12 protein-coding genes are annotated in these 11,616 nt (G+C 58.2%); 5 read left to right on the forward strand and 7 right to left on the reverse strand.

Going from position 1 to position 11,616, the window contains the following annotated elements:
• The first annotated feature begins 145 nt into the window (after positions 1-145).
• Both GOV38_RS03860 and GOV38_RS03865 read left to right on the forward strand, forming a co-directional pair.
• On the forward strand, positions 146-601 hold the full coding sequence (locus GOV38_RS03860; RefSeq protein ID WP_171098490.1) for an Lrp/AsnC family transcriptional regulator: 456 nt from the start codon (positions 146-148) through the stop codon (positions 599-601).
• Between the two features lie 19 nt (positions 602-620).
• Entirely contained in the window at positions 621-2,504 is a 1,884-nt protein-coding gene (locus GOV38_RS03865) for a monovalent cation:proton antiporter-2 (CPA2) family protein (RefSeq protein WP_171207680.1), read from the forward strand.
• A 32-nt stretch (positions 2,505-2,536) separates the two neighbouring features.
• Here the strand turns inward: GOV38_RS03865 and cobT are convergent, their stop codons facing one another.
• Positions 2,537-3,550 carry a nicotinate-nucleotide--dimethylbenzimidazole phosphoribosyltransferase gene (gene cobT / locus GOV38_RS03870; RefSeq protein ID WP_171207681.1) on the reverse strand — a complete coding sequence of 338 codons (1,014 nt, stop codon included), beginning with the start codon at positions 3,548-3,550 and terminating at the stop codon, positions 2,537-2,539.
• 79 nt (positions 3,551-3,629) lie between these two features.
• On the opposite strand from cobT, the gene cobS reads away from it, so the two are divergent.
• On the forward strand, positions 3,630-4,394 hold the full coding sequence (cobS, locus tag GOV38_RS03875) for an adenosylcobinamide-GDP ribazoletransferase (protein ID WP_171207682.1): 765 nt from the start codon (positions 3,630-3,632) through the stop codon (positions 4,392-4,394).
• Here cobS and GOV38_RS03880 read toward each other — a convergent pair.
• The 6 genes from GOV38_RS03880 to GOV38_RS03905 all read right to left on the reverse strand — a co-directional run bounded on the left by GOV38_RS03880 (position 4,391) and on the right by GOV38_RS03905 (position 10,298).
• Positions 4,391-5,152: an ion channel gene (locus GOV38_RS03880; protein ID WP_171129014.1), complete on the reverse strand. Its 762-nt coding sequence runs from the start codon at positions 5,150-5,152 to the stop codon at positions 4,391-4,393. The two genes, cobS and GOV38_RS03880, sit on opposite strands and share 4 nt — an antisense overlap.
• A gap of 122 nt (positions 5,153-5,274) precedes the next feature.
• Complete coding sequence (locus tag GOV38_RS03885; protein WP_171098480.1) at positions 5,275-5,784, reverse strand: CarD family transcriptional regulator; 510 nt, start codon at positions 5,782-5,784, stop codon at positions 5,275-5,277.
• A gap of 283 nt (positions 5,785-6,067) precedes the next feature.
• Positions 6,068-6,406 carry a ferredoxin FdxA gene (fdxA, locus tag GOV38_RS03890; protein WP_171098478.1) on the reverse strand — a complete coding sequence of 113 codons (339 nt, stop codon included), beginning with the start codon at positions 6,404-6,406 and terminating at the stop codon, positions 6,068-6,070.
• Positions 6,407-6,471: 65 nt separating this feature from the next.
• On the reverse strand, positions 6,472-6,837 hold the full coding sequence (locus GOV38_RS03895) for an RNA-binding S4 domain-containing protein (protein ID WP_171098476.1): 366 nt from the start codon (positions 6,835-6,837) through the stop codon (positions 6,472-6,474).
• A 6-nt stretch (positions 6,838-6,843) separates the two neighbouring features.
• On the reverse strand, positions 6,844-9,666 hold the full coding sequence (locus GOV38_RS03900) for a helicase-related protein (protein WP_171207683.1): 2,823 nt from the start codon (positions 9,664-9,666) through the stop codon (positions 6,844-6,846).
• A gap of 23 nt (positions 9,667-9,689) precedes the next feature.
• Positions 9,690-10,298 carry a tetratricopeptide repeat protein gene (locus GOV38_RS03905; protein WP_171207684.1) on the reverse strand — a complete coding sequence of 203 codons (609 nt, stop codon included), beginning with the start codon at positions 10,296-10,298 and terminating at the stop codon, positions 9,690-9,692.
• A 30-nt stretch (positions 10,299-10,328) separates the two neighbouring features.
• Between GOV38_RS03905 and GOV38_RS03910 the strand changes: the two genes are divergently transcribed.
• Together GOV38_RS03910 and GOV38_RS03915 are read left to right on the forward strand one after the other, a co-directional pair.
• Positions 10,329-10,619 (forward strand): SCP2 sterol-binding domain-containing protein, encoded by a 291-nt coding sequence (locus tag GOV38_RS03910; protein WP_171207685.1) that lies wholly within the window; start codon positions 10,329-10,331, stop codon positions 10,617-10,619.
• On the forward strand, positions 10,619-11,602 hold the full coding sequence (locus GOV38_RS03915) for an alpha/beta hydrolase (protein WP_171207686.1): 984 nt from the start codon (positions 10,619-10,621) through the stop codon (positions 11,600-11,602). The genes GOV38_RS03910 and GOV38_RS03915 overlap by 1 nt, the downstream gene beginning before the upstream one ends.
• Positions 11,603-11,616: the final 14 nt, after the last annotated feature.

An 11,616-nucleotide genomic window follows, 5' to 3' on the forward strand; every position in this document is an offset into this window, starting at 1 on the left:
AGCATCGCCGCAATCGCGCCAAGCCAAACACGCGCAAGCAAGACGCGGAGGCCGACAGACCCTGTATCTATCCTTGCTGTTCCGCTAGCCTTGACCCATGCGCGTTTGCCGCATGAAACCCGACCGAGACGGAATTTTTGTGCACATGCTCGACGATACCGACACACGACTGTTATCTGCCCTGCAAAAGGACGCGCATCTCACCGCTCAGCAATTGGGAGAGATCCTAAATCTCTCTGCCAGTCAGGCGGGGCGCAGACGGCAGCGGCTTGAGGCCGACGGCTTTATCACCGGCTATACCGCAAGGCTGGATCCGGTGAAACTGGGCCTTCAGGTTCAGGGCTTTATCCAAGTCCATCTCAGCACCCACGGCCCCGAACAATCCGCAAGCTTTGCTCGCATGGTCAACGCCCGCCCCGAGATCAGCAGCGCCTGGACGATGACCGGTGAGGCCGATTACCTGCTTCACGTCTATTGTGACGACTTGTCAGCGCTCAATCGCTTGCTTCACGAGGTGATCCTGCCGCATCCTGCTGTTGCACGGGTTCAGAGCCAGATCGTCATGGATCAGCTCAAACGCGACGCCCCATTGCCCACCTGAGGGCCCAGGAAGGACAACAATGAACGAATTCCTCTATCAGGCCTCGATCTATCTGGCGGCAGCCGTAATCGCTGTTCCACTTTCGGCACGGCTTGGGCTTGGGTCTGTGTTGGGCTATCTGGCGGCGGGTATCGCCATTGGCCCGGTTCTGGGGCTGGTGGGGGCCGAGACAGAAAGCCTGCAACATGTGGCGGAATTCGGCGTCGTTATGATGCTGTTTCTGATCGGGCTCGAATTGGAGCCCCGCGCGTTGTGGGATATGCGGGACAAGTTGCTGGGGTTGGGTGGCCTTCAGGTCGGGCTGTCCACAGCGGTGATCGCTGCCGTGACTTTCTACACCGGGCAACCCTGGTCAGTCGCTCTTGCTGTGGGGCTGACGCTGTCCTTGTCATCGACCGCCATCGTGTTGCAGACCCTGTCCGAGAAAGGCCTGATGCAGACCAATGGCGGGCGCGCAACATTTTCGGTGCTGCTGACGCAGGACATCGCGGTTATCCCCATACTGGCCTTCCTGCCACTGCTTGCACTGCCTGCAGTGGCCCATTTCAATACTGACGGCTCTATTGATCGGGGGGAGCATGGGGGGCACGGGGTCGACCCCCATCACACCCTGTCACTGGTCGAAGGGCTTCCGGGCTGGGCGGTCACGCTCGTCACGATCGGGGCTGTTGCCTTTGTCGTCCTGGCCGGGATCTATCTGACCCGTCCGCTGTTTCGGTTCATCCACGCCACTCGTTTGCGCGAAATGTATACCGCGCTGGCCTTGATGATTGTTGTAGGCATTTCCTTCCTGATGACGCTTGTTGGCCTTTCACCTGCTTTGGGCGCGTTTCTGGCGGGTGTCGTTCTGGCAAGCTCTGAGTTTCGGCACGAGCTGGAAAGCGACCTTGAACCTTTCAAGGGCCTGCTATTGGGATTGTTTTTCATCACGGTTGGCGCCGGTATCGATGTGGGTTTTTTCTTTGACGACCCGTTTGATCTGATCGGGCTGGCCTTGCTGGTGATCCTTGTCAAAGGCATCATCCTGTTCATCGTGGGCCGCGCCTTCAAACTGAAAGGCCGTGATCACTGGTTGTTTACCCTGGGCCTGGCACAGGCGGGTGAGTTCGGTTTTGTCCTGCTGGCGTTTTCGACGCAGCAAAACGTCATCCCCCCCGCCTTGTCGCAAAAGCTGCTGATGATCATAGCATTGACCATGCTGATCACCCCGCTTCTGTTTATCCTCTATGATCTGCTCAGCCGAGCCGCAAAAGATCACAAACACCAAGTCGAACCCGATGACATTGATGAAAAAGGCCCGGTGATCATCGCCGGGATAGGCAGGTTCGGTCAGATCGTGAACCGGCTTGTTCAGGCCAGTGGCTTCAAGACCGTCGTTCTGGACCATGACATCGAAACCATTCAGCTGATGCGCCGCTTTGGGGTGAAAGGCTTTTTGGGCGACCCGACGCGCCCAGAATTGCTGCGCGCCGCTGGGATCGAAAAAGCGGCTGTCTTGGTGGTGGCGATGGATGACCGCAAACAGGCAACACGATTGGTGAGCTATGCCCGCCGCCAACGCCCTGACCTGCATATCATCGCCCGTGCTCGCGACCGGACCCATGTGTACGAACTCTATCAAGCAGGCGCTAATGACATCGTGCGCGAGCTGTTTGACGGATCCTTACGCGCTGGTCGCTATGTTTTGGAAAATATCGGCCTCAGCGAATACGAGGCCGCGCAGGCCGAGCAGACCTTTTACCAACATGATCGCGCCTCTGTCCGAGAACTGGCCGAGCTTTGGGTGCCCGGTGTTCCGACCGCAGACAACAAAAAGTATATTGAGCGGTCGCGACAGCTGGAAAAAGACCTTGAGACTGCGCTGCTGGAAATGGCGGAAGAGACAGACAAGAAATCCGCCTGACCCTGTCGTTGGACAGGGCCAGCCGGTTCGTTTCAGCCGTCCGAAACGCCTGCTTCGGCGAAGGTCGCCATGCCCGAATGGCACGCCACGGCGCTTTTTAGGATGTTGATCGCCAACGCCCCACCCGACCCTTCACCAAGCCGCAATCCCAGGCTGAGCAGTGGCTCTTTGCCCAGTTTGTCCAACAGGGCGGCATGGGCGCTTTCGGCACTCTGGTGCCCCGCGATTGTATGATCCAAAGCTGTTTCGGACAGCTGCGCCAGACAGGCCGCGGCGGCTGAACAAATGAACCCGTCCAGAACGACCGGAATACGCAACACGCGTGCTGCAGCAATCGCGCCCGCCATCGCGGCGATCTCGCGGCCACCCAGGCAACGCAGGATGTGAAGCCCGTCACCCGTGCCAGCATGCAGGGCGACGCCTTCGGCCACGACACGGGTTTTGATGGCCAGGCCCGCATCGTCAACACCCGTCCCCCGCCCGGTCCAATCGCCTGCGTCACCGCCGAACAAAGCACATGCAAGGGCGGCAGCGGGTGTGGTGTTGCCAATCCCCATTTCTCCGACAACCAGCAGGTCCGATTGCGGATCAACCGCGTTCCAGCCGATACGCAGTGCCGTCAACAATTCGTCCTCGCTCATCGCGGGTCCAACGGTGAAATCCTGCGTCGGGCGGTCCAGATCCAACGCATACACATCCATCTGCGCCCCGGCGGCCTTGGCCAGCTGGTTGATGGCCGCGCCACCATGTTCGAAATTCATCACCATCTGCACGGTCACTTCGGGTGGAAAGGCCGAAACCCCTTGCGCCGTCACCCCGTGATTTCCGGCAAACACGATCACTTGCGGTGTCAAAATCTTTGGCCGTGCATCGCCGCGCCAACCCGCATACCAGATCGCAAGGTCTTCAAGCCGTCCCAAAGCGCCAGGAGGCTTGGTCAGCTGCGCATTCCGATCACTGGCATCTTGCCTTGCCTGTGCATCCGTAGACGGAGCCTCAGCCAGAGCAGCACGGAAATCGTTCAAGTCATTCAAGTCAGGCAGCATTCAAAGCCTCGTTGCATCACAGTGGTCCTGTGTGTTTAACCATTGTGGCCAATGCGACAAGACCGAGAGAGGCCTGCACGTGCACAAAAACGACACACAGCCGATTTCCCGCTGGGATATTCCGCTGGCTTTCGTATTGCTGACACGCTTGCCCACGCCCCGCTTGCCCGAAACGGCCTTTGCGCGGCAAGCCACGGCGGTCTGGGCCTTTCCAATCGTGGGGCTTGTCGTCGGCGCGTTGGCGACGCTGACAGGTTGGTTGGCCATCTGGGTTAGCCTGCCCGCCTTTGTGAGTGCCGCGCTGGTTGTAAGCGTTTTAATCGTCGTGACCGGCGCGATGCATGAAGACGGCCTGGCTGACCTATTCGACGGGCTTTGGGGCGGTTATACGACCGAACGTCGTCTGGAGATCATGAAGGACAGCCAGATCGGCACCTATGGCGTTTTGGCGCTTGGGCTGGTTCAAACATTGCGTATCACCGGTATCGCTGCATTGATCCATGCCGACATGTTCACCGGTATCCTTGCTGCCTGTATGGTCTCTCGAAGCTTGATGCCCGTGCTGATGCATTTCTTGCCCAATGCCCGTAAGTCCGGGCTCAGCCAATCGGTAGGACGGCCACCGGCGTCGAGCGTCGGGTTGGGTCTGTTTCTTGCTGTATCACTGGCCGGATTGGTATTGGGTGCCGGAGCTATCCTGCCCGTTCTGCTGTCATGCGGAACAGCTTTCGCCGTCGCAAAGATAGCCAAGGCAAAGATTGGAGGTCAGACGGGTGACATACTCGGCGCAACTCAACAGCTGACCGAAGTGACGGTTCTGTTGACCCTGGTTGCATTGCTCTAAGACGCACCTCCCGTTTCAATCCTGAGGGTCGCGCCGCAATGCTTGCAGTGCACAGCGTCTGGATCATGGCGAAACAACCCGCAGCCCGGGCATTTGTATCGCACTTTCTGCGGCATGAAGATCGCCTGCGCCAACCGCACGAACAGCGCCACACCCACCACCATGATAAACACTGAAAACAGCTTGCCACCCGGCGTTTGCAACGTGATATCCCCAAACCCGGTGGTCGTGAGCGTGGCCATGGTGAAATACAGCGCATCGATATACGGGGTCTGGGTGTCGTCCGGGATGAAGAACACCAAGACAGCAGTAGAGGTTGCAAAGACAAACACCAGCAAGTTTATGGCTGCGATGACGGCATCCTCATGCGTGCGGAAGAATGTGCTGTCGCGTCGCAGATCCCTGAGCAGATGGTAGGAATGGATCAGGCGCAATGCGCGCAGGATCCGCAAGAAGGCCAGATTGCCCGTCAGAAACGGATCGAGAAAGAGGGACAGGATCACCACAATATCGGCCAGCGTGTAGATCTGGCGCAGCAACTTCCAGCGGTCTTTTGAAATCCACAGCCGGGCGGAAAAATCCAACAGGATCAGAAACCCAACGACAAAACTTGCGGTCGTGATGCCCGGACCATGCGAGACATGTGCGGTCGCCACGAAAAACACGATGGTCGCGATATCAAACACGATCAGGGCATAACGGAACCAGACCGAAACCGGATCGTGACTGATATACAGATACTTGACAGTCTGCTTCATTCTGAGCGTGCATCCCTTTGCAGACATTCAAAAACTACAGTCTTTGAACTTAAAGGCCAAGCACCCAGAACGAAAAAAGCCGCCCCGAACGGAGCGGCCTTGTTCGGTACCCGATTGGGCAATCAGGCAGCGCGCGATGTCAGCACTTCGTCAACCTGCTTGGCTGCAGCCAACTCATCCGCGCCGGATACCGCTGCAACTTCGCGGGTCAGGCGTTCAAGCGCGGCCTCGTAAAGCTGACGCTCAGAATAGCTTTGCTCACGCTGATCATCGGTGCGGTGCAGGTCACGGACCACTTCGGCAATCGAGATCAGATCGCCCGAATTGATCTTTTGTTCATATTCCTGCGCGCGGCGCGACCACATCGCGCGCTTGACCTTGGCCTTGCCTTTCAGCGTTTTCATCGCCTGGCTGATCACATCCGGTGAACTGAGCGAGCGCAGACCGGATTCGGTCACTTTGTTCGTCGGCACGCGCAGCGTCATCTTGTCCTTTTCGAAAGAAATCACAAACAGCTCTAGTGCATAGCCCGCGACTTCCTGCTCTTCGATCGAGACAATCTGACCCACGCCATGGGCGGGATAGACGACGTAATCATTCGGGCGGAACTCGAGCTTTTTCGACTTTGACATACAGGTTCATCCTTGGTTGCGGATCGGGACGTGAGACGACAAAACAACCTGTGCGGTGCCTTACTTGGCCCCGTCAGGCAGCAGGTTTGTCGCAAAATCAGAACTCCAAAGCAGTCATACTTAAGGAGTACATCCCCATCTCAGTAATCGTTCAGTCACCTATTATATCACAAAAATGCGACATCCGGAAGTGATGCGGGTGCGCATACATTGATTTACGTTTCAAGGCAGGGACTTAGCGGAAAAATCTAAACCACACACCACGGGCTTTGCCGCGAATCGCTCAGCCGCCTTCACCGGGTGCTTCCGAGAAATACTTTTCAAGCTTGCCCTCTTCGCCGTCGCGCTCTTCAGCCTCGGGCAACGGGTCTTTCTTGGTCACGATCACCGGCCAAAGCTCGGAATACTTCCGGTTGAATTCGACCCAGCCTTCCATACCCGGCTCGGTATCGGGGCGGATAGCGTCTGCCGGGCATTCCGGTTCGCACACGCCGCAATCGATGCATTCGTCAGGATGGATGACCAGAGCATTCTCGCCTTCGTAGAAACAGTCTACAGGGCAAACTTCAACACAATCTGTGTATTTGCAGGCGATGCAGTTGTCTGTAACGACATAGGTCATGGGTCAATTCCTGTTTAGGGCTTGGCGACTAGCTAGTTCAGTCTGACGGTCTTCGCAAGATCAGATCAGTCATCAGACATGCGAGAAAGATCGATAGCACGTCGTTCTTTCTTGGTCGGACGACCTTTTCCTTCATATCCCGGATTTCTGGGAGCGCTTTCCTGTTTTTCCGTCATATCAAAGTATAACGTCTGCGCCTCAGAGGCTGGGCCCCGCCGTTCCCCGAGGTTCTCGACACGGACAACGCGAATGATGCGCCCTTGCGGAAAGGTCAAAACATCGCCCGGGGCCACGGTTTGCGCCGTTTTCAGCACCCGGTTTCCGTTGAGCCTGACATGGCCACCACTGACTTGTTTGGCGGCCAGGCTGCGGGTCTTGAAGAACCGCGCCTGCCACAGCCATTTATCGATCCGCAGCTTGGCCTGAGCCATCGGCGATCAGTTGCCGTCCTTCAGACCCATAAGCGCTGCGGCAAACGGGTTATCCGGATCAATGGCTTTTTCCTTCTTCGGAGGCCGCGATGAGAAGGACTTGGCACCCTGAGGTTTGCCACCCTTTTTGCCCTGCAGCTTGTTGCCCTGCGGTTTACCGCGCGGCTTACCCTTGCCCTGCCCCTGTTCGCGGCGCGGGCCGCGGTTTTGCTGCCGCTGACGTCCCCAGGTGAAGGTGTAGTATACCTCGACCTCGGGCTCCTCCGATGCCGGCTCGGCGGCCGTCTCAGAGCTTGGGGTAGCCTCAGCTGCCGCCTCGGTGCTGTCGGTGGCCTCGGCTGGCGCCTCGGCGGGTGCGGCGACCTCTGCCGGAGCGGCCTCGGGCGCTGGGGTTTCTTCGGCCACGGACTGCTCAGCCGCTTCAGTCGCAGGCTGTTCAACCGGTGCTGGCTTGAGTTTTTCGCGCTCACCGCGCTCTGCCTTGTAGCCCAGCCCCTGCATCAGGTCGGCAAATTGTTCCAGTGTCATGCCCGTTATCGACAACATGTCGGGTTTGGCTTCAAAACCGCCCCGGCTGTCTTCGGCGCGCAGCATATCGGCCAGTCGTTCCAGCATGTCGATGCGGATCGAACGGTCGCCCGCATCGCGATAGCCACACATGGTGTCATAGCCCTGAGGCGCATCCTTGGCGACGGGTACGGTGACCAAACCCGGCGGCGGTGCTTCGGGGAATTCCTGCAGACCGCTGGAGAGAGCCCACAGAACCAGACGCAACCGCGTGGGCGCGGGTTTCAACAGCAGCGGCATGAAGATGGTGAACTGACCAAACCGAATGCCATGCTTGCGCAGCGCGCCACGGGCATCCTGATCAAGATCCTTGACCTCTTGCGCAACACCGGCGCGGGGCAGCACACCGAGCGCCTCGACCATGCGGAAGGCAAAGCCCTTGGCCAGACCGCTCAGTTCCTCATCGCGCGACAGGTTCAGCAGCGGCTCAAACAGTGCGGCCACCTTGCGGTCGATGAAATGCTGCAACCGGCGCTGCACTTTCTGTTCGACGTCAGGCCCTGCGGCCTCGTCGACAAACACTTCGACCATGGGCTTGAGCGGTTCCGCCCCGGCAACCAGTTTGCCGACGGCATATTCGCCCCACATCAGGCCGCCCTGATCGGTGAAATCAATTTCGGTATCGGGTGCATTGTAGAAGCGGTCAGCGCGCAGATGGAATTGCGGCGCGAGGGCTTGCAAAGATGCCGATTTGAGCGCTTTCGCCTCGGTTCCCTGCGCAGCCTTGTCCGGAATAAACCGGAACCCTTCCAGACGACCGACGAATTCGCCTTCGACGGTCACTTCACCCTTGTCATTTACTTCGGCCAAAAGGGCCTCCTTCTGTTTGAGCCGGCGCAGCAACACGGATGTGCGCCGGTCCACAAATCGCTGAGTCAAACGTTCGTGAAGAGCGTCCGACAGCCTGTCTTCTACAATGCGCGTTTCCTCACGCCAATGGGATTCGTCACGAACCCAGCCGTTTCGTTGTGCAACATATGTCCAGGTGCGAATATAAGCCAACCTTTTGGACAGTGCATCTATATCGCCATCGGTGCGGTCGATCCGATGAATCTGCCGCGCCATGAAGTCATCCGGGATGCATCCGCCTTCGTGCAGGTGACCATAGATCACTTCGAGCAGATTGGCATGTTCGGCGTGGCTGATACCGCGAAAATCAGGGATTCGGCACACATCCCACAGCAGACGGACAGAAGGGCCGTCGCTGGCACGGGCCATAACCTCGGTCACTTGCGACAGGGATTTCAGCGCATTCAGGTCATCAGCGGGGCGCGCCTTGATCAGGTGTTCGTTGTTAGGGCCAAGTTCGAGCGAGTCGATCAGCGCCTCAATCGATCCGAACCGCAAGGCGGCATTCCGCCAGTTCAGCTTTTTCATCGGCGTAAAGCGGCTGTCCATGATTGCCTGCGCCAGCCCTTCCTCCAACGGCGGCGCTTCACCGGTGACGCCAAAGGTGCCATCGGACATGCCCCGCCCCGCGCGTCCGGCAATCTGGGCAAGCTCATTTGCAGCCAGAGGACGCATGCGACGACCGTCGAATTTGGTCAGAGACGAAAAGGCAACGTGATTGACGTCCAGGTTTAGCCCCATGCCAATGGCATCCGTGGCCACCAGGTAATCAACCTCGCCATTCTGGTAGAGATCGACCTGCGCATTCCGCGTGCGTGGGCTGAGCGCTCCCATCACAACCGCCGCCCCACCCTTTTGGCGGCGCAATAGCTCGGCGATGGCATAGACGTTTTCCACCGAAAACCCAACAATCGCGCTGCGCGGCGGCATCCGGCTGATTTTCTTCGAGCCCGCATAAACCAGTTGCGACATCCGCTCGCGCCGCACGAATTGTGCCTCGGGCACAAGGGCGGCGATCGCCCCGCGCATCGTGTCCGAACCCAGAAAAAGGGTCTCATTGGTGCCACGGGACCGCAGCAAGCGGTCGGTAAAAACATGGCCGCGTTCGGGATCCGCACAAAGCTGGATTTCGTCGATAGCCACAAAATCTGCGCCCATGCCTTCGGGCATCGCCTCGACCGTACAGACCCAATACTGGGTCCGTGCCGGCACGATGCGTTCTTCACCCGTGACCAGCGCCACCACCGAAGGGCCGCGAATGGCGACGATCTTGTCATACACCTCGCGCGCGAGCAGCCGCAGCGGCAGACCGATCACACCGGTGCGATGCCCCAGCATGCGTTCAATCGCGTAATGTGTTTTGCCTGTATTGGTCGGGCCAAGTACGGCCACTACCCGGGAAGACCCGCTCACCTTTGCCCCCTGCGCTTTGTTCTTTACAGCGACTGGCCTTCAACCTGAGGCTTCAGACGATTCACGGCATTGGTTACTTCTTCGTGATGGGGATGTATAGCCAAGGCGCGGTTATAGACATCCAGAGCCTGTTGCGGCTTTTCGACAATCTCGAAGATCAGCCCAAGACCATAGAGCGCCTCGTAGTTGTTGGGGTTCAACGTCAACGCATACTCAAGATCTGCAACGGCCATACCGAATCTGTCGATTCCAAAAAACGCCGAAGCGCGTGCGTGCCATCCTTCGGCGAACTCGGGCGCGTGATCTGTCAGAGCGGTGAGATGATCGATCGCAGCTTCTGCATCTCCCTCGTCCAGCGCCTCGCGGCCGCGTTCCAGCAGCAGATCGGCGGACGCAGATCCCGATTGTGACCAAAGCGACTGCAATTGCCGATCAATATTGACCGCCTGTTCGGGCGTTGATTGCGACAATTGTTCCAATAATGCCGCCTCATCGCGCAAATCCGCTTCTTGCGCAATGCAAGTAGAGGAATACATGACTAGGACAACGAATGCCGCAACGGTACCTTTGAGTTTGTGTGTTGCAATACCCATAACAATGGTCAGTGTAGCGTTGCGACCGCGGATGTCCATTCACGGCGCACAAACAAAATGAGGAAGACCATGAGCGACATTCTTGAAAAAGCCGCAGCCGCGCTGAACGAAAAACTGTCGGGCGGCGATTTCGACGCCTCTGCCAAGTTCGCCATCGAAGGCGAAGGCGCAATCGTTCTGGATGCCAGCGGCGCCCGCGTGAGCGATGACGAGGCCGATGTGACCCTCAGCGCGGACGCGGAAACCTTCCAAGAAATCCTGTCTGGCGGGTTGAACCCGACCGGCGCATTCATGTCCGGCAAGCTTAGCGTGGATGGCGATATGGGTATCGCGATGAAGCTGGCTTCGGTGCTGGCCTGATGATTTCGTCGCCGGCCCCTCTTTATGAAGACGTGGCCGGCGGTCCGGCCGGTGGAAAGGCCCATTGGCTGACAACCGCGGACGAGACCCGCATTCGCGTCGGGCATTGGCTGCCCGAACAAGACGCGATCGGGACGGTTCTTCTATTCCCCGGACGCACTGAATATATCGAGAAATATGGCGACGCCGCCGGGGAATTCATTGATCGGGGCTTTGCCGTTCTGGCGATCGATTGGCGCGGTCAGGGAATGGCGGACCGCTTGCTCGATGACCCTCGCAAAGGCCATGTTGCGGATTTCACCGATTACCAGCACGACGTGCGTGCGGCTTTGGAATTGGCAGAGCAACTGGATCTGCCAAAACCCTGGCATGTCCTGGGGCATTCCATGGGGGGGGCTATCGGACTGCGGGCCGTGCTTGAGAATGACAGTTTTGCCTCTTGCGCCTTTACCGGGCCAATGTGGGGCATCTACTTTTCGCCCATCATGAAGCCACTCAGCTGGATGACAGCCTATTGGGGCCCACGTTTTGGCCTGGGCGAGAAAACACCGCCGACCACGTCTTTGGAAAGCTATGTCATGACCGCGCCGTTTGAAGGCAATGTTCTGACCCGTGATCCAGATATGTTTCAGATGATGAAAGACCAGTTGACCGCATATCCGGATCTGGCACTGGGTGCGCCATCGACCATTTGGCTGCGCGAGGCACTTGATGAATGCAGCTGGTTGATGGAGCAGAATGCGCCTGACACTCCCTGCCTGACCTATCTGGGGTCACACGAGCAGATCGTGGACCGTTACGCGATCAGAACCCGCATGGCCAACTGGCCCAAGGGCAAGCTGGTGGAAATCCCCGAAGGTGAACACGAAGTCCTGATGGAGGCTCCTGACGTTCGGGGCCCTGTCTTTGACGCATTGGCCACGCATTTCCAAACTGCGCTGTCAATGAAAGCGGGAAGCCCCTGCAGCCGAAAAAAGCCCTGAACCACACAGCTTTG

The sequence above is a fragment of the Ruegeria sp. HKCCA5839 genome, from assembly GCF_013035585.1.
Classification (GTDB): domain Bacteria; phylum Pseudomonadota; class Alphaproteobacteria; order Rhodobacterales; family Rhodobacteraceae; genus Ruegeria.